Raw genomic sequence first — 26,755 nt, 5'->3', positions numbered from 1 at the left:
AGGGGCTTTTTTCCAAAAGAGAACCCTAACCTTCAAAGCTTTCTCAGCGCCACCGTCTCGGTCAGGTGGTTCTGACCCTTCTGCAGGATGAGGTCGGCGCGCGGTCGCGTCGGCAGGATGTTCTGGTGCAGGTTTTTCAGGTTGATGTTGTGCCAGAGGCCCTCGGCGATCGCCCGCGCCGCGTCCTCGCTGATCGTCGAATAGCGATGGAAGAAGGATTGCGGGTTCTGGAACGCCGTTTCGCGCAGCCGCATGAAGCGGCTGACGTACCAGCTATGGATGAGGCTTTCCTCGGCGTCGATATAGATCGAGAAGTCGAAGAAATCGGAAACCATCGGCACGATCTTGCCGTGGGCGGGCAGATCGCGTGACTGCAGGACGTTGATCCCCTCGAAGATCAGGATGTCCGGCCGGTCGATCACCTGGAAATGGTCGGGGATGACGTCATAGGTCAGGTGCGAATAGGTCGGCGCCTTGACGTTCGGCCGGCCCGCCTTGATCGCCGAGAGGAAGCGCAGGAGCGCGCCGATGTCGTAGCTCTCGGGGAAGCCCTTGCGGTCCATCAGGTTTTCCCGCTGCAGGATCGCGTTCGGGTAGAGGAAACCGTCGGTGGTGACGAGGTCGACCTTCGGGCTCGACGGCCAGCGCGCGAGCAGCTCGGCAAGAATGCGCGCCGTCGTCGACTTGCCGACGGCGACCGAACCGGCGATGCCGATGACGAACGGGGTCTTCGTCTCGTCCGACATGCTGAGGAATCGCTTGCGCTGCTGGAAGAGGATCTGCGACGCCTCGACATGGGCCGACAGGAGCCGCGACAGCGAGAGATAGATCCGCCGCACCTCGTCGAGGTCGACCGGGTCGTTGAGCGAGCGCAGCCGCTGCACCTCGTCGGCCGTCAAGGTCAGCGGCGTGTCGGCGCGAAAGCGCGACCATTCCTCGGCGGAGAAGACGTGGTAGGGCGAATATTCGCCCCCCGTGAGATTGCCGGGAATGTCGGCCGGTTCGATGTCTTCCGCGGCGATGCTCATGGATTCTGCCGGTTTGCCTTTTCCTGCAGGCCGGACTGGCTGGTCCGCCTGGCCAGTTCGCTCATGACATCCTGCAACGGGACGGCGGCGATGTTCAATACGACCATAAGATGATAGAGGAGATCGGCACTCTCATCGACCAGATTCTTGCGGTCGCCACTGACCGCCGCGATCACCGTTTCGACCGCTTCCTCGCCGAGTTTCTTGGCTGCCTTCGGCTGACCGGCCGCAACCAGCTTGGCTGTCCAGGAGTCCTCCGGCGCTGCCTTGGCGCGGGTCGCGACGATCTGTTCGAGGTCGGAAAGAGTAAACTCGGTCACGTTTGGCTCCCTTGGGTCTTGTGCGGTATCCCGGTCGACCCCCTCCGGCCTGCCGGCCATCTCCCCCACAAGGGGGGAGAAGACAAGCGGCTGCCCCCGTCCGAACGATACGCTGCCGCAAGCGGAGCGCACAGGCGGACGTGCTGAGCGTGCCGCACATATTCTCCCCCCTTGTGGGGGAGATGGCCGACAGGCCAGAGGGGGTAGCACCGCGCCCGCATTGTCTCTGCCTCAGTCGAGCCGCATCGGGATGCCGCGCTCGGCCATGTAGCGCTTCGCCTCGCCGATGCTGTAAGTCCCGAAGTGGAATATCGAGGCCGCGAGCACCGCGTTGGCATGGCCGTCGCGGACGCCTTCCACCAGGTGGTCGAGCGTGCCGACGCCGCCGGAAGCGATGACCGGCGCGCGCACCGCATCGGCGATCGCCCGCGTCAGCGCGATGTCGTAGCCGCTCTTCGTGCCGTCGCGGTCCATAGAGGTGAGCAGGATCTCGCCGGCGCCGAGATCGACGACCTTGCCCGCGAATTCGACGGCATCGATCCCCGTCGGCTGGCGGCCGCCATGGGTGAAGATCTCCCAGCGCTCGGCCTCGCCGTCGCCCGAGACCTTCTTGGCGTCGATGGCGACGACGATGCACTGGTCGCCGAACTTGTCGGCGGCCTCCGCCACGAAGTCCGGGTTCTTCACCGCCGCGGTGTTGATCGACACCTTGTCGGCGCCGGCCAGCAGCAGCTTGCGGATGTCCGATACCTGCCGCACGCCGCCGCCGACGGTGAGCGGCATGAAGCATTGCTCGGCGGTGCGGGCGACGACGTCGAAGATCGTCTCGCGGTTGTCGGAGGAGGCGGTGATGTCGAGGAAGCACAGCTCGTCGGCGCCGGCGGCGTCATAGGCGCGCGCCGCCTCCACCGGGTCGCCGGCATCGATCAGGTCGACGAAATTGACGCCCTTGACGACACGGCCGTCCTTGACGTCGAGGCAGGGGATCACGCGGGCTTTGAGCGTCATCGGTCTATCGCTTTCTCGCTGCGTTGAGCAGCGCCAGGGCCTGCCTCGGATCGATCCGTCCGTCATAGAGCGCCCGGCCGGAAATCGCTCCTTCGAGCTTCGCTGCATCCGGTTCCGTCATCCGCCGGATATCGTCGATCGAGGCGAGCCCGCCCGAGGCGATCACCGGGATCGTCACCGCATCGGCGAGCTCCAGCGTCGAGGCCCAGTTGATCCCGGTCAGGATGCCGTCGCGGTCGATATCCGTATAGATGATCGCCGCGACGCCGGCACCCTCGAATTTCTTCGCAAGCTCGATCACGCCGAGCTCCGAGGCCTCCGCCCAGCCCTCGACCGCCACCTTGCCGCCCTTGGCGTCGATGCCGACCGCGACCCGGCCCGGGAATTTGCGGCAGGCCTCGATCACCAGCGCCGGATCGCGCACGGCGACGGTGCCGAGGATGACGCGCGCGAGCCCGCGCGAAAGCCAGTTCTCGATATGCTCGAGCGTGCGGATGCCGCCGCCGAGCTGCACGGGGTTCTTCGTCGCCTTGAGGATGGCGTCGACCGCCGCACCGTTCACCGTCTCGCCGGCGAAGGCGCCGTTGAGGTCGACGACATGCAGCCACTCGAAGCCCTGTTCCTCGAAGGCCCGGGCCTGGGCGGCCGGATCGGGATTGTAGACGGTCGCCTGCTCCATGTCGCCGAGCTTCAGGCGCACGCATTGCCCGTCCTTGAGGTCGATTGCGGGAAAGAGGATCATCTGGTTCGTCCGATCAACAGGGTGCGGGAAGCCTCACGGCTTCCACCGCAGGAAATTCGAGATGAGAGCGAGGCCGAGCGTCTGGCTCTTTTCCGGGTGGAACTGCGCGCCCGCCTTGTTGTCGCGCGCGACGAAGGCGGTCACCGGTCCGCCGTAGTCCGTCTCGGCGACCACGTCCCCGGCATTCGCCGCCGCGAGGTGGTAGGAATGGACGAAATAGGCGTGCAGCCCGTTCGCGCCGGTCGAAATGCCTTCGAAGAGCGCATGCGGGCGACTGAGCCGCAGCGTGTTCCAGCCGATCTGCGGGATCTTGAGCGACCGGTCGCCGGGCTTCATCTCGACGACATCGCCCGGAATCCAGCCGAATCCCCTGGTCACGGTCTTTTCGAGCCCGCGGGACGACATGAGCTGCATGCCGACGCAGATGCCGAGGAACGGCCGGCCGGCCGTCTCGACGGCCTCCGCCAGCGCCTCCTCCATGCCGCTGACGGCGGCGAGGCCCCGCCGGCAATCGGCATAGGCGCCGACGCCCGGCAGCACGATCCGGTCGGCCGAGGCCACGCGGTCCGGCTCGTCCGTGAGCTCGATTTCGGCAGCAATGCCCGCCTCGCGCGCCGCCCGCTCGAAGGCCTTGGTGGCCGAGCGCAGGTTGCCCGATCCGTAGTCAATGATGGCGACCCGCATCAGCGCTCTCCATAGGGTTCAAAGAAGCCGAGTCCGGCCGTGCCGCCCGGCCGTTTCGTCTTCGACCATTCGATCGACGCCAACGGAGCCGCTTTGCCGTCATGCGCCGCCGTCTTCGTGTTCGCGAAGTAGATCACCTCGGCCGTTTCGAGATCGTCCGCCGGAATGATCGAACGAAGGGTCCAGTCCCGTGCTGAGAGACGATGGGCGACGAGAAGCGGCCCTTCGAGCGATACGAGAAGGCTGAGCGCCACCTGCATCACCAGTGCGGCTGTGAAGCCGCCGGGGACCGTCGACAGAAGGATCAACGAAATCTGCAGAACGGCAATGAGGAGCCCGAGGAGCCAGGCGCGCTTGGCCATGAGCCAGAGCGCGGGGAAGAAGAACGCGGCCCAGGAAAAGCCGTCGGCGATGAACTGCGCCCTCTCGTCGTCTGCCGGTGCGCCGGGCGGGGTCATGATCAGATAGGAGGCCATGGTCTTCAGCCAGATATGGGCCGGCTCAGGCGAGCGTCCCCTTGGTCGAGGGAACGCGTCCAGCCTGGCGCGGGTCGATTTCGGTTGCGGTGCGCAGCACGCGGGCGACGGACTTGAAGCAGGTCTCGGCGATATGATGGTTGTTGGCGCCGTAGATATTCTGCACATGCAGCGTGATGCCGGCATGCTGGGCAAGCGCCTGGAAGAATTCGCGCACGAGCTCGGTATCGAAGGTGCCGATCTTCGGCGAGGTGAAGGCGACGTTCCAGACGAGGAAGGGCCGGCCCGAGACATCGACGGCGGCGCGCGTCATCGTCTCGTCCATGGCGAGATCGATCGAGGCGTAGCGGGTGATGCCGCGGCGGTCGCCGAGCGCCCGGGCGATCGCCTGGCCGATCGCAATGCCGGTGTCCTCGACGGTGTGGTGGTCGTCGACATGGAGGTCGCCCTCCGCCTTGATGTCCATGTCGATCAGCGAATGGCGGGAGAGCTGGTCGAGCATATGGTCGAAGAAGCCGACGCCGGTCGAGATCTTCGACGCGCCGGTCCCGTCGATATTGACGGAGACGCTGACGGCGGTTTCATTCGTCTTGCGCGAAACTTGGCCGGTGCGGTTCTGCGTCACATCTGCCATCAGGCTCTCCTACCAATTCAAGCGGTCGGAAGGGGCGCCGCGCCGCCTTTCCTTTCCGGACTTCGCCACAGAGCCGCTCCATATCAGGGGAGGCGTGAAATATCCAGAACCGCAGAAGAGATTCGGTCACGCCGGCGGGTTGAAGCGGAAAGGCGCGCCGGGGCGACCCCGGATATTTGCAATCGCGCCGCCGAGACTTACATAGGCCTCAAGCAACCAGGCTCCGTGAGCCGCAACGTCCCGCTGCCGGGGCCGACAGGTATTTTCATGAGCGAACACAATCCCTACGGAACGATGCACGCGACGACCATCATCACGGTGCGCAAGGGCGGCAAGGTGGTGATGGCCGGCGACGGCCAGGTGAGCCTTGGCCAGACGGTGATGAAGAGCAATGCCCGCAAGGTCCGGCGCCTGTCGAAGGGCGACGTCATCGCCGGCTTCGCCGGCGCGACCGCCGACGCCTTCACCCTGCTCGAAAGGCTCGAGGCGAAGCTGGAGCAATATCCCGAGCAACTGATGCGCGCGGCCGTCGAGCTTGCCAAGGATTGGCGCACCAATAAATATCTGCGCAACCTCGAGGCCATGATGCTGGTCGCCGACCGGTCGGTGACGCTCGCGATCACCGGCAATGGCGACGTGCTCGAGCCGGAACATGGCACGATCGCCATCGGTTCCGGCGGCAACTACGCGCTCGCCGCGGCGCGGGCGCTCATGGACAGCGACAAGTCGGCCGAGGAAATCGCCCGGCGCGCGCTCGAGATCGCCGGGGATATCTGCGTCTACACCAACCATAATGTCGTCATGGAGACGCTGGATGCGGATTGAGCCGGCGGATGTGAGCTTCGAGCGCGTGGCCGAGCGCCACCGGCCGATGCTCCTTGCCTGGCTTTCCGAGCCGCATGTCCGGCAATGGTGGGGCGATCCGGACGTGGAACTCGGCGAGATCGTCGACGGTTGTGCGAATGGCGAGGTCGACGGCTTCGTCTTCCACGTGAAGGGCGAGCCGGCCGGCTACATCCAGTCCTGGACGCCGTCGCGCTACGACGAGCCCTGGGCCCGGGACCTGCCCTCCGACACACCGGGCGTCGACATCTTCATCGGCCCGCCCGAAATGACCGGCAGGGGCGTTGCGGCGCTCGCGCTCAGGGCCTTTGCCGGCAGGCTGTTTGACGACGGCGCCGCCCGCATCGTCATCGACCCCGACGCGGGCAACCGCCGGGCGGTCAGGGCCTATGCGAAGGCTGGCTTCGTGCCCTTCGGCGAATGGATAGACGAGTCCGGTCGAACCCTGCTCATGGAGCTGACGCGGACGGAATTTGAGAGGACTTGATGACCAACTTTTCACCCCGGGAAATCGTGTCGGAGCTCGACCGTTACATCATCGGCCAGAAGGACGCGAAGCGTGCCGTGGCGATCGCGCTGCGCAACCGCTGGCGGCGCAAGCAGCTCGATGACGAGCTGCGCGACGAGGTCATGCCGAAAAACATCCTGATGATCGGCCCGACCGGTGTCGGCAAGACCGAGATTTCCCGCCGCCTCGCCAAGCTCGCCGGCGCGCCCTTCGTCAAGGTCGAGGCCACCAAGTTCACCGAGGTCGGCTATGTCGGCCGCGACGTCGAGCAGATCGTGCGCGACCTCGTCGAGGTCGGAATCACGCTCGTGCGTGAGAAGAAGCGCAGCGAGGTGAAGGCCAAGGCCCATCAGAATGCGGAGGAGCGGGTGCTCGACGCGCTGGTCGGCACGACCGCTTCGCCGGCGACGCGCGATTCTTTTCGCAAGAAGTTGCGCGCCAACGAGCTCGACGAAAAGGAAATCGAGATTGATATCGCCGAAACCGGCACGCCGGGCACCTTCGAGATTCCGGGTATGCCGGGCGCCAATATCGGCGTGCTGAACCTCTCCGAAATGTTCGGCAAGGCGCTCGGCGGCAGGACCAGGAAGGTCAAGACGACCGTCAAGGATTCCTATGAGCTCCTGGTCAACGACGAGTCCGACAAGCTGCTCGACAACGAGCAGATCCAGCGCGAGGCGGTCGCGGCGGCCGAGAACGACGGCATCGTCTTCCTCGACGAGATCGACAAGATCGCCGCTCGCGACGGCGGCATCGGTGCCGGCGTTTCGCGCGAGGGCGTCCAGCGCGACCTCCTGCCGCTCGTCGAGGGCACGACGGTGGCGACGAAATACGGGCCGGTGAAGACCGACCACATCCTCTTCATCGCCTCGGGCGCGTTCCATGTGTCGAAACCGTCGGACCTTCTGCCCGAGCTGCAGGGCCGCCTGCCGATCCGGGTCGAGCTGCGCGCGCTGACCAAGGAGGATTTCCGCCGCATCCTGACAGAGACGGAGGCGAGCCTCATCCGCCAGTACAGGGCGCTGCTCGAAACCGAGGGCGTGGCGCTCGATTTCACCGAGGATGCCATCGATGCGCTGGCCGAGGTCGCCGTCCAGCTCAACGCCAATGTCGAGAACATCGGCGCACGCCGGCTGCAGACGGTGATGGAACGGGTCCTCGACGAAATTTCCTTCACCGCCCCCGACAGCGGCGGCCAGGCCGTGACGATCGATGCGGCCTATGTCCGCAAGCATGTCGGCGACCTTGCCGCCAATACCGACCTGTCGCGCTATATCCTGTGACACCCGCGCTCGGCGGATCGATGATCACGGAAACGTGGGGGCGCCTGTCACTCGACAGGCGCCCCCATTTTTTTGTAGATCGATGAGCGGGCCGTTAAGAAATAAGGCATGATTCCGACATGATTCTGCCGTAGGGGCCGCGCCCGAACGGATTCGATCCGAAGAATTTCACAGGAAAACAGAACTTGCGTCTCACCGCCTGCCTGCTCGTGATCGTCACGCTTTGCCTCTCCGCCGGCCCCTCGGCCGCGACCGGACTCCAGGTCGTCCCGCCGGGCAACCGCCATGCCGAGCAGCCGGGCATCCCCGGCGCTTCCGTCCGCCGCACCAAGGCGGGCCGGACCTCGTTCGACGCGAAATACGAGAAGGTGCGCGATCTCCTCGCCAGCGACCGCGCGCTCGTCGGCAAGATCAAGGCGATCGCCAGCGCCTACGGCATCGCACCCATCCACATGATCGGCGCGATCGTCGGCGAGCATACCTATAATGTCGACGCCTATGACCGGCTCCAGGCCTATTACGTCAAGGCCGCCGCCTATGCCGGCAACAGTTTCCAGTTCGGCTATGACGGGGAGACCGTCGCCGAATTCGTCGAGCGGCCGCAATTTGCCGCTTGCGCCGGCAAGAAGGGCTCCTACGCGCTCTGGAGCTGCCGCGAGCGGGTGTGGGACAGCGAGTTCCGCGGCCGCACGCTCGGCGGCAGGACCTTCCCGAACAACCGCTTCAGCGCCGTCTTCTTCCAGCCGTTCTTTGCCGGCCAGACCTTCGGGCTCGGCCAGATCAATCCGCTGACCGCGCTGATGCTGACGGACAAGGTGTCGCGCGTCTCCGGGTATCCGCGCCTCGACGCGAACGATGCCGCGAGCGTCTACGAGGCGATCATGGATCCGGACGTGTCGCTCGCCTATATGGCGGCCTCGATCCGCCATTCGATCGACGCCTACCGCTCGATTGCCGGCATGGACATCGCCAACAATCCGGGCTTGACCGCGACCCTCTACAATGTCGGCAATCCGGAGGCGCGCGCCGCCGCCCTCGCGGCGAAGAACCAGGGCGGCGAGGTTCACTGGCCGGAGGAGAACTACTACGGCTGGCTCGTCAACAACAAGCTCGCCGAGCTCGAAGCCCTGCTGTGAGCGCTCTTACGGGGAGGCCGTCATCGTTCCGGCCTTGCCTCGTCATTCCTGTGAAGCATTTTCTTGATTGCGCCCTGAAAAACTGAAACGGTAGGGGGTCAGGAAAGGCACCACCATGGACACGCGACCGGAGCCGTTCGAGCCGCCCGCGCCCGTCCCGCGCACCCACATTCCGACGCGGCTCGAGATCATTCGCACCGTGCTGCGCAATCCGCTCGAGCTCTGGGGCGAGCCCTCCTATACGCTCCCCTGGATCGAGACGAAGTTCATCAACCAGCGCACGCTCATCGTCAACGATCCGGGCTTGATCCGCCATATTCTCGTCGAGAACGCCGCCAACTACGAGATGTTGAACGTGCGGCGGCTGATCCTGCGGCCGATTCTTCGGGATGGCCTATTGACGGCGGAGGGCGAGGTCTGGAAGCGATCGCGCAAGGCGATGGCGCCGGTCTTCACGCCCCGCCATTCGAGAGGCTTCGCCGGCCAGATGCTCCGCGTCTCCGAGGCGTTCGCGGGGCGCTACGCACGCGCCGCCTCCGGGCCCTCCGTCGCCAATATCGCCGTCGACATGACGGAGCTCACCTTCGAAATCCTGGCGGAGACGCTGTTTTCCGGCGAGATCGCCGTCGAGAAGCAGGGTTTCGCCGCCAATGTCGAAGAATTGCTGCAGCGCATGGGCCGCGTCGATCCGATGGACCTGCTCGTGGCGCCGCGCTGGGTGCCGCGGCTCACCCGCATCGGCGGCCGCAAGGTGCTCGACCGCTTCCGCGGGGTCGTCTCCGAAACGATGGCCGAGCGTCGGCGGCGGATGGCGGCAGAGCCCGCCAAAGTCCCGAACGACTTCCTCACCCTGCTCCTCCAGCTCGAGGGGCCGGAAGGGCTTTCGACCTCCGAGATCGAGGACAATATCCTGACCTTCATCGGCGCCGGCCACGAGACGACGGCGCGCGCCCTTGCCTGGTGTCTCTACTGCGTCGCCAATACGCCCGCCTATCGTGAAGTCATGGAGCGCGAGATCGACGAAGTTCTCTCGACCGGCGCCGATCCCGTCGACTGGCTCGGCCGCATGCCGCACGTGCTCGCCGCCTTCGAGGAGGCGCTGCGGCTCTATCCGCCGGCGCCGTCGATCAATCGCGCGGCGATCGAGGCGGACGAATGGACGTCGCCCGAGGGCGAGCGGGTGCCGATCCGCAAGGGCATTTCGGTGCTGATCATGCCGTGGACGCTGCACCGCCACGCCCTCTACTGGCAGAAGCCCAGGGCATTCATGCCGAAACGCTTCCTTCCGGAAAACCGCGAGAAGATCAACCGCTTCCAGTATCTGCCCTTCGGCGCCGGCCCGCGCGTCTGCATCGGCGCGACCTTCGCGCTCCAGGAGGCGGTGATCGCCCTCGCCGTTCTCATGCACCGCTACCGCTTCGACCTGACGGACGAGACCCATCCCTGGCCGGTGCAAAGGCTGACGACGCAGCCCCGGGGTGGCTTGCCGATGCGGGTGTCGCTGCGGTAGCGTTGTCGCGCTCTCCGGGTGCGGCAGGCCTCTACGCCGCACCCGCCGGTTCGCTGCATTTGCGCGCGCAAAGGTCGCTCCCACGCGATGGTTTTTCCCGAAAATATGCCCTATCACCGGGACGATCCCCTTCTCCCGATCCTCACTACGGACCTAAGCAGAAATTGACCTCGCATCTTCTTCTCGGCATCGACACCGGCGGCACCTACACCGATGCCGTCCTCTTCAGCGAAGCGACCGGCGTCGTTGCCAAGGCCAAGGCGCTGACCACCCGTCACGACCTTGCCGAAGGCATCTCGGGCGCTGTCGAAGCCGTCCTGGAGAAGGCCGGGATTCCGGTCTCGGCGATCAGCCTCGTCTCGCTCTCGACGACGCTTGCCACCAACGCGCTTGTCGAAGGGCAGGGCGGCCGCGCCGGTCTGGTGATGATCGGCTTCGGTCCGCAGGACCTGAAGCGGGACGGGCTTCAGGAGGCGCTGGGGTCCGATCCGGTGCTCTTCCTGCCCGGCGGCCACAACGTCCATGGCGGCGAGACGCCGCTCGACATGAGCGCGCTCGACGAGGCGCTGCCGAGGCTCGCAGAGGAAGTCTCCTCCTTCGCCATCGCCGGCTATTTCGCCGTGCGCAATGCGGACCACGAGAAGCGCGTGCGCGAGCGCATCCGCGAGATCTCGCACCTGCCGGTGACCTGCAGCCACGAGCTTTCCACCAGGCTCGGGGGCCCGCGCCGGGCGCTGACGACGCTTCTGAACGCCCGGCTGGTGTCGATGATCGACCGGCTGATCGGCTCCTGCGAGGATTTCCTCAAAGCGCGCGGCATCGACGTGCCGATGATGGTGGTGCGCGGCGACGGCGCGCTGATCTCGGCGGCCGAGGCGCGGCTGAGGCCGATCGAGACCATCCTGTCCGGCCCGGCGGCGAGCCTCGTCGGCGCCCGTTATCTGACGGGCCTCGAAAACGCCGTCGTCTCGGACATCGGCGGCACGACCACGGATGTCGCCGTGCTCGAAGCGGGGCGCCCGCGGCTCGATGCGGAAGGGGCGGTCGTCGGCGGCTTCCGCACCATGGTCGAGGCGGTCGCCATGCGCACCTATGGCCTCGGCGGCGATTCGGAGGTGAAGATCAATGACCGCGGCCTCAAGGCCAGGCTCGACCTCGGTCCGCGCCGCTTCCTGCCCCTGAGCCTCGCGGCGGCGCTCCACGGCGACGCCGTGCTCTCGGTGCTCGAGAAGCAGCTGCGCGCGACCCATGCCGGCCGCCACGACGGCCGCTTTGCCGTCCGCACCGGCCTGCCCGACCATCTCGCAAGCGGCCTCCAGCCGCAGGAGCAGGCGCTTTACGACCGCATCGGCATGGTGCCCGTGGCGCTCGCCGAGTTGCTTGTCAGCACGCCGCAGCGCGCGACGCTCGACCGGCTCGTGGGAAGGGGGCTCGTGCACATCTGCGGCCTCACCCCTTCCGACGCGATGCACGTCTTGGGCGGCCAGGCGCAGTGGAATGCCGCGGCGGCGCGCCTCGGGCTCGAGATCGCCGCCCGCACAAGGGACGGTTCCGGCCAGCCGATCGCGCCGTCGGCCAAAGCCCTGGCGCAGATGATCGTCGACCGGGTGACGCGACAGTCCTCGGAAGTGATCCTGCAGGCCTGCCTCAACGAGGATGGCGCAGCCATCGATCCCGCCGCCTCGCACGCCGTCGACCGGGCGCTGAAGCGCGAACCCGGCATCGTCCGCTTTTCGATCGGCCTCGACCGGCCCCTTGTCGGCCTCGGCGCCTCGGCACCGGTCTATTACCCGGCGATCGCGACGATGCTCGCCACCGAGGCGGCCATTCCGGCGGAGGCGGACGTCGCCAACGCCGTCGGCGCCGTGGTCGGCCAGGTGCGGGCGTCCGTCACCGTCTTCGTGACGACGCCGGAGGAGGGCATCTTCATCGTCAACGGCGCCGGGGTGAGCGAGCGCTTTCTGGATGAGGGCGAAGCCTTCGAGGTCGCCCGCCGGCGCGCCGAGACGATGGCGCTCGAGACCGCGCGCGCGAACGGCGCCGAGGAGCCGGCCGCAACGATGCGGGAGGAAGTCGATGCGCCGGAGGTGGAAGGCCGCCGCAAGCTGATCGAGGCCCGCTTCATCGCCGCGGCGAGCGGCAGGCCGCGGATCGCCCAATAGAGGGGTGAGCGAAAGGGGGTGCGGTATTCGCCTGCACCCCACGTCTCATATGGCCGCAATCTTTTCCATTTCGGAAACAATTCTTCGCATCCTTGCGGAATTGACAGGCAATGAATTGGTGAGAAACTGCCGCACGAGGCGGGACGCCCGCGGAAGAGTGCGAAGCGCTTTTCCGCGGGCGTCCCGCTCCTACCTATTGGAATACCGAAAACCGAGATTTCAGGAGCTGCCGCATGGACCGCGTTGAGAAATATGATTTGAAGATCGATGCGGGGCTCCACCGCTTCCTGGTCGAAGAGGCGATGCCGGGCACGGGCGTCGATCCCGAGCACTTCCTTGCCGCCCTCTCGCAGATCGTCCACGATCTCGCACCGAAGAACCGGGCCCTTCTCGCCAGGCGCGACGAGCTCCAGGAGAAGCTCGATGCCTGGTATCGCGAGCACGGGCAACCGGTCGATATCGCGGCCTACGAAGCCTTCCTGAGGGAGATCGGCTATCTCCTGCCGGAAGGCCCCGCTTTCTCCGTCTCGACCGCGAATGTCGATCCGGAGATCGCGACGATCGCCGGGCCGCAGCTGGTCGTACCGGTCATGAACGCACGCTATGCCTTGAACGCCGCCAATGCGCGCTGGGGCTCGCTCTACGACGCGCTCTACGGCACCGACGCGATTGCCGAGGCCGACGGCGCCGAGCGCGGCAAGGCCTACAACCCGGTGCGCGGAGCGCGGGTCATCGCCTGGGCGCGCGATTTCCTCGATGCGACCGTGCCGCTCGAGGGCGCCCGCTGGAGCGACGCAAAATCCTTTGCGGTCGAAGGCTCGGCGCTCTCCGTCACGCTCGCAAACGGCGCGAAGGTCGCTCCCGGCAATCCCGCTGATTTCGCCGGCTATGCCGGCGACGCCACGGCGCCGTCCGAGATCGTTCTTCGCCGGAACGGCCTCCACATCGTCATCGTCCGCGACGCGACGACGCCGATCGGCATGGCCGACGCGGCCGGCATTTCCGACGTCATCCTCGAATCGGCGGTCACGACGATCATGGATTGCGAGGATTCTGTCGCCGCCGTCGATGCCGAGGACAAGGTGGTCGTCTATCGCAACTGGCTCGGGCTCATGAAGGGCGATCTCGAGGAAACGGTGGCGAAGGGCGGCAGGACGTTCACGCGCCGGCTCAATACCGACCGCGTCTATTCGGCCGCGGGCGGCACCACGCTGACGCTTCCCGGCCGGTCGCTGATGCTGGTGCGCAATGTCGGCCACCTGATGACCAATCCGGCGATCCTCGACGGACAAGGGAACGAGGTTCCGGAAGGCATCATGGACGCCATGGTGACGGCGCTGATCGCACTGCACGACATCGGCCCGAACGGACGCCGGGCGAATTCGCGCGCCGGTTCGATGTATGTCGTCAAGCCGAAGATGCATGGTCCGGAGGAGGTCGCCTTCGCCTGCGAGATCTTCGCCCGTGTCGAGGCGGCGCTCGGCATGGCGCCGAACACCGTGAAGATGGGCATCATGGACGAGGAGCGGCGCACGACCGTCAACCTCAAGGAATGCATCCGCGCCGCCCGCGAACGCGTCGTCTTCATCAATACCGGCTTCCTCGACCGCACCGGCGACGAGATCCACACCTCGATGGAAGCCGGCCCGATGATCCGCAAGGGCGACATGAAGCAGGCGGCCTGGATCTCGGCCTACGAGACCTGGAACGTCGATATCGGCCTCGAATGCGGGCTTGCCGGCCATGCCCAGATCGGCAAGGGCATGTGGGCGATGCCGGACCTGATGGCGGCGATGCTGGAGCAGAAGATCGCCCATCCGAAGGCGGGCGCCAACACCGCCTGGGTTCCCTCGCCGACCGCCGCGACCCTGCACGCCACGCACTACCACCGCGTCAATGTCGCCGAGGTCCAGGCGCGCCTGAAGAGCAGGGGCCGCGCCAGGCTCGCCGACATCCTGTCAGTCCCGGTCGTGCCGCGGCCGAACTGGACGGAGGAGGACATCCAGCGCGAGCTCGACAACAATGCGCAGGGGATTCTCGGCTATGTCGTGCGCTGGGTCGATCACGGCGTCGGCTGCTCGAAGGTTCCCGACATCAACGATGTCGGGCTGATGGAGGACCGCGCGACGCTGCGCATCTCCTCGCAGCACATGGCGAACTGGCTGCACCACGGCATCGTCAGCGAACGGCAGATCGTCGAGACGATGAAGAAGATGGCGGCGATCGTCGACCGGCAGAATGCCGGCGATCCGAACTACACGCCCATGGCCGGCCGCTTCGACGAATCGATTGCCTTCCAGGCGGCCCTCGATCTGGTGCTCAAGGGCCGCGAGCAGCCGAACGGCTACACCGAGCCGGTGCTGCACCGCCGCCGGCGGGAGTTGAAGGCGAAGCAGGTGGTTTGAGAAAGTGACGGCGGTCGCCGCCGGCATCGGCCCCTCATCCCGCTGCCGCGACCGCCGCCCAAGTCCCCTCTCCCCGCCTGCGGGGAGAGGGCTAGGGTAAGGGGCAGCCGAAGGCGCACTGTTGATGGCAAACGAAAGGGCCGCCGGCATTCGACCGGCGGCCCTTCGCATTTCAAGCTGCAGACAACTACTGCTGCACGACGACGCGGGTGTTGCGGCCGGGGCGGACGCGCGAATAGAGGTCGATGATGTCCTGGTTCATCAGCCGGATGCAGCCGGACGAGGCGGCGGTGCCGATCGAGGACCATTCCGGCGTGCCGTGCAGGCGGAAGAGCGTGTCCTTGCCTTCCTTGTTGAAGAGATAGAGGGCGCGCGCGCCGAGCGGATTGTTGATGCCCGGGCCCATGCCTTCTTCGACGTATTTGGCGACTTCCGGCTTGCGCTCGGCCATTTCCTTTGGCGGATGCCAGGTCGGCCATTCCTGCTTCCAGGCGACATAGGCCTCACCTTCCCAGGCGAAACCCTGCTTGCCGACGCCGATGCCGTAGCGCACGGCCTTGCCGCCCGGCAGCACGTAGTAGAGGAAGCGGCTCGGCGTGTTGACGACGATGGTGCCGGGGCGTTCCTTCGTCGGATAGTCGACGATCTGGCGATGGAATCGCTGGTCGACGCGGTTGATCGGGATGGCCGGCAGCGCATATCCATGGTCCTCAACAGGGCCATAATTGCCGGAGAAGATCTGATTCGTCGCGACTTTTTCGCCTTGGGGAGCGGGGCCGGCCGTGGTCGTGGTTTGCGAGCAGCCGGCAAGGGCGATCGTGGCCGCCAGGCTGCACAAAAGGAGAGCGTTGCGGAAGCGCATGGGGGTCTCGTAATAGAAAGTCAGGAGGATACGGGGGAGGGTGTCCGGCCGTCAGCGACAGAAGCTTATTTTCGATTGCACTGCGCCGCGCAAGGGACCGCGCCGCCGCAATGTGGCTAAAAAGTGTAAATTCCGCGACGATTGCTTTTTTGCAACAAGGGGGCGGGGAGCGCCGCGCTCTTCCAGGCGCTCGAGCGTGGCGGCGGCCGCTGCCGATTTCGGGAACAGGAGCGGACCGAGACTTTGACACCGAGAACGATGCCAGCCGGAGCCCGGGAATGACGATACTATCGATCCATGGCGACAACCCGCTCGTCGACGGGCGTCAGTCCGAACGGGCGCTGAAGGTGCGCCGCGGCGTGCAGCGGCTGCTCGCCGAGCTGCGCCACGCCGTGCTGCCGGAGCTGACGCTTGCAAGCGGCAGGCGGGCGGATCTGATCTCGCTTTCGGCCAAGGGCGAGATCTGGATCGTGGAGATCAAGACCTCGATCGAGGACTTCCGAGTCGACCGCAAATGGCCGGAGTACCGGCTCCACTGCGACCGCCTGTTCTTCGCGACCCATGCGGAGCTGCCGCTCGACATCTTTCCGGAGGAATGCGGCCTCATGCTCTCCGACGGCTACGAGGCGCATATGCTGCGCGAAGCCCCCGAGCATCGCCTGCCCCCGGCCACGCGGAAATCGGTGACACAGGCCTTCGCCCGCGCCGCGGCACAGCGCCTGATGCTCGCCGAATGGGCCGCCGAGCGCAACGGCGAACTCGGCGAATCGATTCGCGATATCCTGGGCGGCGTGCGGGATTAGGGAGCTAGGCGAGGTTTGCCCCTCTCCTCGGGCTTGCCCCTCACCCTAGCCCCGTTTTGACGGCGAGAGGGGACTTGGGCAAGTGCCGCGAGTCCCCTTCGCCCCGCCTGCGGGGAGAAGGTGGCCGGCAGGCCGGGGGCGAGCCAGCGGGCAGAAGTCTGTAACCCGCCGCCTATTTCGGCGCGCGCTTTGCCAGGATGCGCTGCAGCGTGCGGCGGTGCATGTTGAGGCGACGTGCGGTTTCGGAAACGTTCCGGTCGCACATCTCATAGACGCGCTGGATGTGTTCCCAGCGCACCCGGTCGGCCGACATCGGATTTTCCGGCGGCTCCACCCGCTCGCCCGGACGCTGGATGAGCGCCGCAAGAATGTCGTCGGCATCGGCGGGTTTGGCGAGGTAGTCGACCGCGCCGAGCTTCACCGCGTTGACGGCGGTGGCGATGTTGCCGTAGCCGGTCAGCACGATGATCCGCGTGTCGTCGCGGCGCCCGCGGATCGCCTCGATCACGTCGAGGCCGCTGCCGTCGCCGAGCCGGAGATCGACGACCGCATGCTTCGGCGGGCGGGTCTTCGCCTTGGCGATCCCTTCGGCGACGGACTCGGCGATCTCGACCGCAAAACCGCGCGCCTCCATGGCCCGCGCCAGGCGGCGCAGGAACGGCCCGTCATCGTCGACGATCAGCAGGCTCTTGTCGGGCCCGATCAGGTCGGCATCCGCGGAGTGGGCGCTTGGTGCAGCCGTCGATTTTTCGATCATTTTTCTTCAATCCCTCAGCAAAAACCCGACGGTTCTACTGAAAACTATCTGAGTTTCCTCACGCCTGTCTTCAATAATCTGCCAAAAGTCATTTCGCCAGCTTGGCATCCATCAGCGCGCGCGGCCATTCGACGCTGACCCGGGCGCCGGGATTGCCGTTTTCGAATCGGAGCCGCGCGCCGGAGCGCTCGAGCAGCGTCTTGGCAATGAAGAGGCCGAGGCCGAGCCCGCCGGCGCTGTCGTCCTTCTGCCGCCGCGTGACGTAGGGTTCGCCGATTCTCGCGAGGATGTCCGGCGCAAATCCGTCGCCGTCGTCCTCGATCGTCACCCGGACGCGCTCGGCCGTGTGCTCGGTGGTGACCGTCACCTTCCTGCGGGCATAGTCGACAGCGTTTTCGAGAAGGTTGCCGAGCCCGTAGAGGATGCCGGCATTGCGGATGCCGACGGGCTCGGAGGCGCGGCCGCCTTTCTCCCTGAGCTCGATCTCGATCCCGAATTCGCGATGCGGCGCCATCACCTCCTCGATCAGCGACGAGAGCGGCAGCAGCCGCATGTGCTCCTCGCTTTCGGACGAGAGCGTCGTCAGCCGCTTCAGGATATCGCGGCAGCGCTCGCTCTGGCTGCGCAGGAGGTGAACATCCTCGCCGAAGCGCGGGTCGTCACCGAGCTCCCGCTCCATCTCCTTGGCGACGACGCTGATCGTCGCGAGCGGCGTGCCGAGCTCGTGGGCCGCGGCGGCGGCGAGGCCGTCGAGCTGCGACAGGTGCTTTTCGCGCTGGAGCACCAGTTCCGTCGCTGTCAGCGCCTCGGAAAGCTCGCTCGCCTCGAGCGAGACCCGATAGGTGTAGAAGGCGGCAAAGGCCGTCATCGAGACGATCGCGAACCATATGCCGACCGTCAGCACTCGTGGAATCAACAGGACCGTGCCGGGATACCAGGGCAGCGGAAAGGGCGAGAAGGCGAGTGCGGTGATGCCGATCACGGCGAGACCGGCAAGCACGATGCTGTGCGGCTTCGGCTGCGACGCCGACGAGATGATGACCGGCACGCAAAGCAGCGGCGCAAAGGGGTTGGAAAGCCCGCCGGTGATGAAGAGCAGCGCGGTCAGCTGTGCGAGGTCGAGGCCGAGCAGCACGAAGGCCGCCGGCGGCGTCAGCCGCTGCGTCGGCGGGTAGCGGACGGTGAGGATGACGTTGAGGAGCGCGAGGCTCGCGATCAGCACCGAACAGGAGATGAGCGGCAGCGGGAACTGCAGCCACAGGGCCGTGATGACGACGGCGATCGACTGCCCGCCGACCGCCAGCCAGCGCAGGCGCACGAGCGTTTGCAGCCTGAGGCTGCGATTGCTGTTGAGGTCGTTGTGAAGTGCCGCCGCCGCCATGTTGCCTTCCGTGTCCGCCTGTGCCCTCTTCGGGAGAGCGGGTGTATTCAGAGGAGTCTAGTCCGATCCAGTGCCCGCCGCAAAGCACCGTTTATGCAGCTTGGATGCGCTGGTGCGGGCCAGCAACTGCGACCGGCGCGATTGTGCTGCTTGGAAAAGACCACTCCCCACAAGGGGGAGGGGCTTCAGAGCCCGCTGCGATCGCCGTGCCATTTTCGGCCCTTGCGTCTGGCCTCAACGCCGAAATCAAGGCGGAGCCGCTGCGCCCCAAAAAGCCCCTCCCCCTTGTGGGGAGGGGTTGGGGAGGGGTTCTTTCGGGAGGGGTTGGGGAGGGGTCTTTCGGGAGGGTCTTGCCTGCGGATCGGAATCCGGCTCAACGTCTAGCTCCCGCGCGGTTTCGCCCGTGTCGTCGGCACGGCATTGGCCGGGTCTTCCGGCCAGGGATGCTTCGGATAGCGGCCGCGCATGTCGGCCCGCACATCCTTCCACGAGCCGGCCCAGAAGCCCGGCAGGTCGCGGGTGGTCTGGATCGGGCGGTGGCCGGGCGAGACCAGTTCGAGCAGCAGCGGCAGCCGGCCGTCGCCGATGGTCGGATGCGCCTTCAGGCCGAACAGCTCCTGCACGCGGATCGACAGGAGCGGCTCGTCGCCATCGTAGTGGATCGGGTGGCGCTGGCCCGTCGGCGCCTCGAAATGGGTTGGCGCCAGCCTGGCGAGATCGCGCTGGAGGCCGTAGGGAACGAGCGACAGGAGCCCCTCGGCCAGATCGCGCCCCTTTATCCCGTCGAGGCCGCCGGCCTCGTGCTGGAAAGGAACGAACCATTCGTCGAGGCGGCAGAGCAAGGCGTCATCCGCCATGTCGGGCCAGGGCGCGCCGATCGAGCGGTGCAGGAAGCCGATGCGGTCGCGCAGTTGCGCCACGTCCTTCGGAAAGGGCACGGCGGCGAGGCTGAGCTGGCGAACGCCATCGGCGAGCGCCCGCGCCGCCGCCTCGCCGCTCGGGCGGGGGAGCGGTTTTTCCTCGAAGGTGATCGCTCCGAGCCGCGTCACCCGGCGGGCACGCACCTGCCGGCTTGCCCGGTCGAAGAAGCTCTGCTCCTCGGTAACGATCGCCTCCGGCATATGCGCCTCGACGTCGCCCCTGGTGATTTCCGCCGCCGCCAGGACCCGCTGCGCGCCGGCGCGTCCGGTCAGGTCGGCGATGACCAGCATCTCGGCCGCGGCCAGCCGCTCGGTCTCCGGCACTTCCGCGCCGCGTCCGTTCGCCATCACGAAGCGGCCGCGCCCGCCGCGCTGCAGGGCGATGCGATCCGGAAAGGCGTGCATCAGCAGCGGTCCGGGCGACGAGCGCTCGCCATCCGTCTTTGGCGCGCCGAGATCTGCGGCCATGCGCCTGGCAAGTCCGCGTGCCGCTTCCGCCCGGTCGCCCCGGTCGCTGCGGAACCGGCGCAGCCGTTCCTCGATGTCGATAGCGTTGCCGCCGAGCCCTTGCTCGGTGAGCAGCACCGCGATGAGGCAGGCCTCCCGCGCCTGCCCCTCTTCGGCAGCCGAAACCGCCATTGCGGCGAGCCGCACCGGCAGCGCCAGGTCGCGGATCTGGCGGCCTCTCGCGGTCAGCGCCCCAACGGCATCGAGCGCCCCGAGGTCGACGAGCAGGTTGCGGGCCTCGCGCAGCGTCGCCTCCGGCGGCTGATCGAGGAACTTCAGCGATGACGGGTCGGAAACGCCCCAATGGGCGAGGTCGAGCAGCAGGCCGGAAAGGTCGCTTGCAAGGATCTGCGGCGGCGTGAAGGCGGCAAGCGCCGCCGTCTGGCCCGCATGCCAGAGCCGGATCGCGATACCGGGCTCGGTTCGCCCGGCGCGGCCGGCGCGCTGGTCGGCCGAGGCCCTCGAGACGCGCACGGTTTCGAGCCGGGTGATCCCGGTCGAGGCCTCGAACACCGGCAGCCGCTGCAGTCCGCTGTCGACGACGATCCGGACGCCGTCGATGGTGATCGAAGTCTCGGCGATCGAGGTCGCAAGCACGATCTTGCGCGTGCCTTTCGCTGCCGGGCGGATCGCCGCGTCCTGTTCCTTCTGGCCGAGATTGCCGTAGAGCGGCACGATCGCGGTCGCCTCGCCCAAGCGTCCGGCGAGGCGCTCGGCGGTGCGGGCGATCTCGGCCTGGCCGGGCAGGAAGGCGAGGATCGACCCCGCTTCGGATCGATGCGCCTCCGCGATCGTCCGGACCATGGCGTCCTCGACGCTTTCGCCGGCGTTCCTGTTCTCATGGCGGATGTCGACCGGGAAGCTGCGGCCCTCGCTCGTCAAAACCGGCGCATCGTCGAGGAGCCTGGCGATGCGCTCGACGTCGAGCGTCGCCGACATGACGATGATCTTCAGGTCGTCGCGCAGCGCCGACTGCACGTCGACCGCCAGCGCCAGTCCGAAATCGGCATCGAGCGAGCGCTCGTGGAACTCGTCGAAGAGGACGGCAGAGACGCCGGAGAGCTCGGGATCGTCGAGGATCATCCGGCTAAAGACGCCCTCGGTCACGACCTCGATCCGCGTCTTCGCCGAGATGCGGTTGTCGAGCCGCATGCGGTAGCCGACGGTCTCGCCGGCCTTCTCGCCGAGCAGCTCGGCCATGCGCCAGGCCGCGGCGCGCGCGGCGAGCCGCCGCGGTTCGAGCAGGATGATCTTGCCGTCGCCGCGCCAGGGCTGATCGAGCAGGAACAGCGGCACGAGCGTCGTCTTGCCGGCGCCCGGCGGCGCCGACAACACGACGGAGCGCGAAGCGGCGAGCGCCTCGGCGAGCGTGGGCAGGATCTCGCGGACCGGCAGGGGCGGGAGCGCGCGCATCAGGCCTCCTCCTCGCTCCCGACCTCGATCACGCGGCCGCCGGCGGCCTGCGCGTCGGCGCTGTCGTGGGTGACGAGAATGGTCGGCAGGCCCGCCGCCTTCGCCTTTGAAAAGACGAGCTCGCGCGTCTGCTGCCGAAGCGCCGCATCGAGCTTCGAGAAGGGTTCGTCGAGGAGCAGGAACCGCGGCGCCGATACGAGCAGCCGCTGCAGCGCCACACGCGCCTTCTGGCCGCCTGAAAGCGTCTCCGGGTCGCGATCGAAGAAGCCGCCGAGGCCGACCTCCTCGAGCGCTGCCTCGGCCAGCGCCCGGCGCGCCTTGTGGCCCTTGACGGCCGGCGGTATGGCGAAGGCGATGTTGCCGCCGACCGAAAGGTGGGGAAAGAGCATCGGGTCCTGAAACAGGATGCCGGCATGGCGCCGATTGGCCGGAACTTGCGTCAGGTCCTCGGCGCCGACCAGGATGCGCCCGCTCACCTCGAAGGCCGGATCGAGAAAGCCGCCGGCAAAGGCGAGCAGCGTCGACTTGCCGGAGCCCGACGGTCCCATGATCGTCAGCACCTCGCCCGGCAGGATGGTCGCCGAAACGGCAAGCAGCGTCCGGCCCGTGAGCCGGATCGCAACGTCCGCCAGCGTCAGGGATTTTGCCTCGGCGATTTCCTGCATTCACGTCCTCATTGCCCGCCGGTTGCGGAATAGCAACTGCGGCCCGAGCGACGCAACGAGAAATGCGAGGAAGGGCAGGAGCGACTGGACGAGCGCATGGACGCCGATGACCCGGCGGTCGCCGCCCGAGGCGAGCGCGACCGCCTCGGTGGTGATCGTCGTCAGCCGCCCCGAGCCGACGAGCAGCGTCGGCAGGTATAGACTGACCGAGACCGAGAAGCCGACGGCAAGCGCCGTCAGGCAGGCGCGGAAAAGCAGCGGCAACCGGACCTTGAACAGGATTTCGAGCGGCGATTTGCCGAGTCCGGCGGCGATCCTTTCGAAGCGCGGGTCGAGCTCGCGCCAGGGGGCCGAGAGCGACAGGAGCACGTAGGGAAGCACGAACAGGAAATGCACCGCCAGCACGCTCGCGAAGGCCGGCGAGACCCCGGCCGAGAACAACAGGATCTGCAGGCCGAAGACGAAGCTGATCTCGGGCACCAGCAGGGGCAGATAGAGCAGCCGGTAGCCGGCGCCGTTCTTCCTTCCGCCGTTGCGGTAGAGAAGCAGGATCGCGACGAGCAGCGCCAGCAATGCCGCAGAGAGCGCGAGGGCAATCGTGGTGCCGAGCGGTACCCGGAGTTGCGGCAACGTTCGCAACCACGTCCTCGTCGTCAGGCTTTCCGGCAGCGCGTCCGGAAAGGGCCAGAGGCCGGCGGCCGACCAGAGGGAGAGGAGCCCGAGCCCCGCGAAAATCGTGACGGCGCAGCCCGTCATCAAAAGGGCGGCTGCAACGCGGAGGGCGCCGTCCTCGGCGAGGCGCCGCCCCGAAGAGGTGAGCCGGGCGAGCGCGATCCTGCCGAACCGTTCGGCCACGTTCCAGATCGCCATTGCGGCGAGGACGGTGGCAAGCTGCACCAGCGCGCCGGCCGAGGCGAGAAAGCGCGCATCGAGGTCGGGATAGGCTGCCCATTGGGCGATGCGCACCGGCAATGTCGGCGGCAGTTGCGGCCCGATGATGATGGCGACGTCGACGACCGAGACGGAATAGGCGAGCACGGCGAAGACCGGCAGCCGGATCTGCCGGTAGAGCGCCGGCCAGAGGCTGACGCCGAAGCCGAGAACCCGGCCGTAGCCGAGCGCCGCCGTCAGTCGTGCCGCCCTTGCAACGGCGAGCTGCGGCAGGGCTGCGAGAGCCACCAGGAAGAGGAAGGGAACCTCCTTGCTGATGAGCCCGGCAATCATCGAAAGCGCGTAGGGGTCGTTCGGCACGAGCCAATCGGGCGGGCGCGTGAAGCCCGTGAGTTCGGGCGAGGCGAGCCGCAGGAGAAAGCCCGACGGGGCGACGAGGAAGGCAAGGGCGAAGGCCGCCGCCGCATGCGGAACGGCAAGCAGGGGAGAAACGAGGTGCTGAATCCGGGTAAAGGCCCATGTGCCGGCAAAGCCCGCGACGAAAGTGCCGACGATCGCCAGGGCGGCGAAGGTGGTGATCAGCCCTGCCGCAAGACCGGTGAGCGCGGAGCGAAGAACGTGCGGCTGGCGGGCAAGCTCGACAAGGTGAACGAGCGTCAGGTCGCGCCCGCCGAGCGCCGGCAGGTAGCCGAAGGCCGGCAGGATGGCGCCGGCGACGCCGGCAAGGACCGGCAGCCCGAGAATGACGACGAGCAGCGCGTTGCCGCTGAGGAGGCGCCGCAACGGCATGCCGAACGGCACCGGGCCCGGGCTCTCAGTTTGCAGCCCCATAGCGCCGGATCCATTCGGTTTCGATCCGCGTCATCCAGTCCGGGTGCGGTTCGTCGAGCATGGGCCCGAGCGCCTCGGGCGCAAGCGTCGCGACGCCGAGGTCGAGGCGCGCGAAGGCATCGCGATCGGCGGCGGCGAGCTTGGCGAGCGAGAGCACGGTCGGGTCGCCCCAGATTTTCGGATCCTGTTTGCGCAATTGCGCCTCGGGCGAAAGAAGGAAATCGGCGAGAAGCAGCGCGCCGGCCTTGGCCTGGGCGTTGTAGGGGATGGCGACGAAATGCGTGTTGCCGAGCGTGCCGCCCGGAAAGACGAAGGAGCGCACCGTGTCCGGCAGCTCGCCATTGGCGATCGCGGAGGAGGCTTCCGCCGGATTGAAGGCGAAGATTATGTCGAGCTCGCCGTCGGCGAGCTTCTGCTTCATGTCCGGATAGTTCTGCGGATAGGCCTTGCCCTTGCGCCAGAGCAAGGGCGTCAGCCTGTCGAGATAGGCGATGAGCGGCGCGACGGCGGCTTCGAAGGTCGCGTCGTCGGCCGGCCGTTGCAGCCTGGCCTTGTCGGCCGTGAGCTCGATCAGCACCTGCTTCAGGAAGGAGGAGCCGGTGAAATCGGGCGGCTGCGGATAGGAGAAGCGCCCCGGATGGGCCCCGGCCCATTTCAGGAGATCCGCCGCCGATCGGGGCAGCTCGCTCGCCTCGGTGCGCGCCGAATCGTAGAAGAACACCAGCTTTGCCCCGCCCCAGGGGCTCTCCAGCCCGTCGGTCGGAATGGTGAAATCCTTGAGCACCGTCGGCATGTTCTCGCGGTCGACATAGCGCCAGTTCGGCAACTTCGTCGCCCAGTCGGGCCCGTAAAGCAGGCCTTCACGCTTCATCGCGGCGAAGTTCTCGCCGTTGATCCAGACGAGATCGACCGAGCCGCCCTCGTTCTGTCCTGCCGATTTTTCGGCAAGCACGGTTGCGATCGCCTTCGCCGTGTCGTCGAGCTTCACATGGACGACGGTGACGCCGTAGCGCGCCTTCATCTCTTCGCCGGCCCAGCGGATATAGGCGTTGATGTTCTCCGAGCCGCCCCAGGCGTTGAAATAGACCGTCTGGCCCTTCGCTTCGGCGACGACCGAATCCCAGTCGTTGACGTCGGTTGCGGCGGCGCGTCCGGCAAGGCCGAGCACCAGCATGGTCGCCGCGATCCATCGTGCTGCTTGCCTGATCATGATGTCCGCTAACTCCCCCGATCGCTGGCCGTCCAGTCGTGGCCGAAGGGTAAGGCAAGGCCTGGCGGCGTCAATGCAGGCTGCCCTGTGCCGCCGTCACGTTTCGGTGAAACGGCTTAGCTTCTGCCTCCGCTTGCCTCGAAGGCGAGCACCGCGCCGGCGAGGTCTTCGAGCGCGGCCCCCACCGATTTGAACAGGGTGATCTCGTCGGGCGCCGTGCGGCCGGGGTGGGTGCCGCGGGCAAGCTCGAAGAGGTCGGCGCGGATCGACGCCTCGGTGATGACGCCGGCGCGGAGCGGCTGGACGATGTCTCCGCCTTCTTTCAGTGCACCGTCGCGCGTGTCGACGAAGAGGCTCGCCCGGGCGACGGCCCGGTCGTCCGATTCGCGCATGGTCGGCTTGAAGGCGCCGATGAGGTCGAGATGCGCGCCGGGCTTCAGCCAGTCGCCGCAAATCAGCGGCTCGGAAGAAAGCGTCGCGCAGGAGATGATGTCCGCCTCGCGCGCGGCCGTTTCGAGATCGGTCGCGACGGAAACCGAAACGCCCTTGAGGTCGAGCTCCCTGGCGGTCGCTTCCGCCTTCCTGGGATCGCGCCCCCAGACCGCGACTTCGCGGATCGGGCGCACCGAGGCATGCGCCTCGATGACGTTGGCGGAAAGCCTTCCCGTCCCGACCATCAGCATCGAGCGCGCGTCCGGCCGCGCGAGATAGCGCGCCGCGAGCGCGGAAGCGGCGGCGGTGCGCCGGGCGGTGAGCTCGCCGCCATCGACGATCGCCAGCAGTTCGCCGGTCTTGCCGGAGGAGAGCAGGTAGCTGCCATGGATCGCCGGCAGGCCGCGTGTCTGGTTGCCGGGAAACACCGACACCATCTTGACGCCGATATAGGCGCCGGGCTGCCACGCCGGCATCAGGAGCAGCGTCGCGTCTGCCTCGCCGGGGACCTCGACCTCGTGGTGATGGCGCACCGGCATGACGCACCCTTTGGCGAACATGTCGCCGAGCGCCTTGACGAGCCCGTCCCAGGGCAGGGCCGAGCGCGTCTCGGCTGCATCGAGTACCAGCATTTTCGAGTTCTCCCGCGAATAAAGACCGGCCGGACCTTAGCAGCCCTTGGCCACGATGGAGAAGCGCCTTCGAGGCCGAAGAGCGCATCCAGAAGGGGTCTTGAAGCGGAGAATGTCGTTAACCATATGAGATGGCATCCCGGAAGCGCAGGAAGCAGGCGAACCGGACCCGTTCCGGTGGAAATCCTGCCGCGTTCTGCAACGTTCTCGAAATTCCCCTCGTATTTTCAGCGACTTACGATTTTCTCAGATTTTTTTGAAAATGGATGTTGACTGGGGAAAGGGAGCGGGTCTATAAGCCCGATCACTGACGAGGGCGGCGGCGCTGCTGGCGACGATGTCTCTCGCTCTTGAGTTTCCTGATTGGCGGATGCTGATTGAGCGGGGCTGGAACGATTGAGTTTTGGCTTTCGCGGGAACGTTGACGGGGTTTTTCTCCGTTGGTTTTTTGACAATTGAAGATAGAGAAAGAGAAACGTGGGCGGCGGAGCTCGCGAGAGGCTCAGGCCTCTTGGAAAGAGACTTTGGCGGTCACGTTTTGACAAGAGACTACACCATTTTTCTTGGTTCTGACTTAGGTCGGTGCCGATTGAAGAAGGGTGTGAGTTCTCGTCGATTCAGACGTGACGTAATGCCAATGATTGAATTCTCAACTTGAGAGTTTGATCCTGGCTCAGAACGAACGCTGGCGGCAGGCTTAACACATGCAAGT

The 26,755-nt window shown here is 66.7% G+C and carries 23 protein-coding genes and 1 rRNA gene; 9 read left to right on the top strand and 15 right to left on the bottom strand.

Annotation, left to right across the window (positions count from 1 at the left end; translation table 11 throughout):
• Positions 1-32: 32 nt before the first annotated feature.
• The 7 genes from coaA to hisB form a co-directional block, all read right to left on the bottom strand.
• Positions 33-1,028, bottom strand: a complete 996-nt coding sequence (gene coaA / locus ATB98_RS19435; protein WP_066876450.1) for a type I pantothenate kinase — start codon at positions 1,026-1,028, stop codon at positions 33-35.
• Positions 1,025-1,348 (bottom strand): phosphoribosyl-ATP diphosphatase, encoded by a 324-nt coding sequence (locus ATB98_RS19430; RefSeq protein WP_066876448.1) that lies wholly within the window; start codon positions 1,346-1,348, stop codon positions 1,025-1,027. The genes coaA and ATB98_RS19430 overlap by 4 nt, the downstream gene beginning before the upstream one ends.
• Positions 1,349-1,579: 231 nt before the next feature.
• A complete protein-coding gene (hisF, locus tag ATB98_RS19425) occupies positions 1,580-2,356 on the bottom strand; it encodes an imidazole glycerol phosphate synthase subunit HisF (protein ID WP_066876445.1) in 777 nt (258 codons plus the stop codon).
• Between the two features lie 4 nt (positions 2,357-2,360).
• Positions 2,361-3,098, bottom strand: a complete 738-nt coding sequence (hisA, locus tag ATB98_RS19420) for a 1-(5-phosphoribosyl)-5-[(5-phosphoribosylamino)methylideneamino]imidazole-4-carboxamide isomerase (RefSeq protein WP_066876443.1) — start codon at positions 3,096-3,098, stop codon at positions 2,361-2,363.
• A gap of 33 nt (positions 3,099-3,131) precedes the next feature.
• Positions 3,132-3,782, bottom strand: a complete 651-nt coding sequence (gene hisH, locus ATB98_RS19415) for an imidazole glycerol phosphate synthase subunit HisH (protein WP_066876440.1) — start codon at positions 3,780-3,782, stop codon at positions 3,132-3,134.
• Positions 3,782-4,258 carry a DUF2628 domain-containing protein gene (locus ATB98_RS19410; RefSeq protein ID WP_066876438.1) on the bottom strand — a complete coding sequence of 159 codons (477 nt, stop codon included), beginning with the start codon at positions 4,256-4,258 and terminating at the stop codon, positions 3,782-3,784. The genes hisH and ATB98_RS19410 overlap by 1 nt, the downstream gene beginning before the upstream one ends.
• Before the next feature lie 25 nt (positions 4,259-4,283).
• Positions 4,284-4,892: an imidazoleglycerol-phosphate dehydratase HisB gene (gene hisB, locus ATB98_RS19405; protein ID WP_066876436.1), complete on the bottom strand. Its 609-nt coding sequence runs from the start codon at positions 4,890-4,892 to the stop codon at positions 4,284-4,286.
• A 267-nt stretch (positions 4,893-5,159) separates the two neighbouring features.
• Here hisB and hslV point away from each other — a divergent pair, with 267 nt between their 5' ends.
• The 7 genes from hslV to ATB98_RS19370 all read left to right on the top strand — a co-directional run bounded on the left by hslV (position 5,160) and on the right by ATB98_RS19370 (position 14,739).
• Positions 5,160-5,717 (top strand): ATP-dependent protease subunit HslV, encoded by a 558-nt coding sequence (gene hslV, locus ATB98_RS19400; RefSeq protein ID WP_066876434.1) that lies wholly within the window; start codon positions 5,160-5,162, stop codon positions 5,715-5,717.
• Positions 5,707-6,222, top strand: a complete 516-nt coding sequence (locus tag ATB98_RS19395) for a GNAT family N-acetyltransferase (protein ID WP_066876432.1) — start codon at positions 5,707-5,709, stop codon at positions 6,220-6,222. The genes hslV and ATB98_RS19395 overlap by 11 nt, the downstream gene beginning before the upstream one ends.
• Positions 6,222-7,526: an ATP-dependent protease ATPase subunit HslU gene (hslU, locus tag ATB98_RS19390; RefSeq protein WP_066876430.1), complete on the top strand. Its 1,305-nt coding sequence runs from the start codon at positions 6,222-6,224 to the stop codon at positions 7,524-7,526. The genes ATB98_RS19395 and hslU overlap by 1 nt, the downstream gene beginning before the upstream one ends.
• Positions 7,527-7,711: 185 nt before the next feature.
• Positions 7,712-8,662, top strand: coding sequence for a DUF1402 family protein (locus tag ATB98_RS19385; protein ID WP_066876428.1), 951 nt, complete (start codon positions 7,712-7,714; stop codon positions 8,660-8,662).
• A 115-nt stretch (positions 8,663-8,777) separates the two neighbouring features.
• The gene (locus tag ATB98_RS19380) at positions 8,778-10,172 is read left to right on the top strand and encodes a cytochrome P450 (RefSeq protein WP_066876426.1); all 1,395 of its coding nucleotides are present in this window, start codon (positions 8,778-8,780) and stop codon (positions 10,170-10,172) included.
• A gap of 164 nt (positions 10,173-10,336) precedes the next feature.
• Positions 10,337-12,334 carry a hydantoinase/oxoprolinase N-terminal domain-containing protein gene (locus tag ATB98_RS19375; protein WP_066876424.1) on the top strand — a complete coding sequence of 666 codons (1,998 nt, stop codon included), beginning with the start codon at positions 10,337-10,339 and terminating at the stop codon, positions 12,332-12,334.
• A 233-nt stretch (positions 12,335-12,567) separates the two neighbouring features.
• Entirely contained in the window at positions 12,568-14,739 is a 2,172-nt protein-coding gene (locus ATB98_RS19370) for a malate synthase G (protein ID WP_066876422.1), read from the top strand.
• A gap of 187 nt (positions 14,740-14,926) precedes the next feature.
• Here the strand turns inward: ATB98_RS19370 and ATB98_RS19365 are convergent, their stop codons facing one another.
• Positions 14,927-15,601 carry a L,D-transpeptidase gene (locus tag ATB98_RS19365; RefSeq protein WP_066876420.1) on the bottom strand — a complete coding sequence of 225 codons (675 nt, stop codon included), beginning with the start codon at positions 15,599-15,601 and terminating at the stop codon, positions 14,927-14,929.
• 278 nt (positions 15,602-15,879) lie between these two features.
• Between ATB98_RS19365 and ATB98_RS19360 the strand changes: the two genes are divergently transcribed.
• Positions 15,880-16,404, top strand: coding sequence for an MmcB family DNA repair protein (locus ATB98_RS19360; RefSeq protein WP_066876418.1), 525 nt, complete (start codon positions 15,880-15,882; stop codon positions 16,402-16,404).
• A 172-nt stretch (positions 16,405-16,576) separates the two neighbouring features.
• Here the strand turns inward: ATB98_RS19360 and actR are convergent, their stop codons facing one another.
• The 7 genes from actR to lhpI all read right to left on the bottom strand — a co-directional run bounded on the left by actR (position 16,577) and on the right by lhpI (position 26,043).
• On the bottom strand, positions 16,577-17,161 hold the full coding sequence (actR, locus tag ATB98_RS19355; RefSeq protein ID WP_066876416.1) for a global response regulator transcription factor ActR: 585 nt from the start codon (positions 17,159-17,161) through the stop codon (positions 16,577-16,579).
• A gap of 88 nt (positions 17,162-17,249) precedes the next feature.
• Positions 17,250-18,542 carry an ActS/PrrB/RegB family redox-sensitive histidine kinase gene (locus tag ATB98_RS19350; protein ID WP_066876414.1) on the bottom strand — a complete coding sequence of 431 codons (1,293 nt, stop codon included), beginning with the start codon at positions 18,540-18,542 and terminating at the stop codon, positions 17,250-17,252.
• Positions 18,543-18,922: 380 nt separating this feature from the next.
• Complete coding sequence (gene hrpB, locus ATB98_RS19345) at positions 18,923-21,382, bottom strand: ATP-dependent helicase HrpB (RefSeq protein WP_066876412.1); 2,460 nt, start codon at positions 21,380-21,382, stop codon at positions 18,923-18,925.
• Entirely contained in the window at positions 21,382-22,047 is a 666-nt protein-coding gene (locus ATB98_RS19340) for an ATP-binding cassette domain-containing protein (protein WP_066876410.1), read from the bottom strand. Before ATB98_RS19340 ends, hrpB begins: the two co-directional genes overlap by 1 nt.
• On the bottom strand, positions 22,048-23,727 hold the full coding sequence (locus tag ATB98_RS19335; protein ID WP_066876645.1) for an ABC transporter permease: 1,680 nt from the start codon (positions 23,725-23,727) through the stop codon (positions 22,048-22,050). It abuts the gene before it with no gap.
• A gap of 25 nt (positions 23,728-23,752) precedes the next feature.
• Positions 23,753-24,979, bottom strand: a complete 1,227-nt coding sequence (locus tag ATB98_RS19330; RefSeq protein ID WP_066876408.1) for an ABC transporter substrate-binding protein — start codon at positions 24,977-24,979, stop codon at positions 23,753-23,755.
• 116 nt (positions 24,980-25,095) lie between these two features.
• Positions 25,096-26,043, bottom strand: coding sequence for a bifunctional Delta(1)-pyrroline-2-carboxylate/Delta(1)-piperideine-2-carboxylate reductase (gene lhpI, locus ATB98_RS19325; protein ID WP_066876406.1), 948 nt, complete (start codon positions 26,041-26,043; stop codon positions 25,096-25,098).
• A 650-nt stretch (positions 26,044-26,693) separates the two neighbouring features.
• Between lhpI and ATB98_RS19320 the strand changes: the two genes are divergently transcribed.
• Positions 26,694-26,755 (top strand): 16S ribosomal RNA (locus ATB98_RS19320); the annotation flags it as partial.

This window comes from Sinorhizobium saheli (genome assembly GCF_001651875.1).
In the GTDB taxonomy this organism is placed as follows: Bacteria; Pseudomonadota; Alphaproteobacteria; order Rhizobiales; family Rhizobiaceae; genus Sinorhizobium; species Sinorhizobium saheli.
Note: the sequence above shows the minus strand (reverse complement) of the source record. Positions and strands in the feature narration are given on the sequence as shown.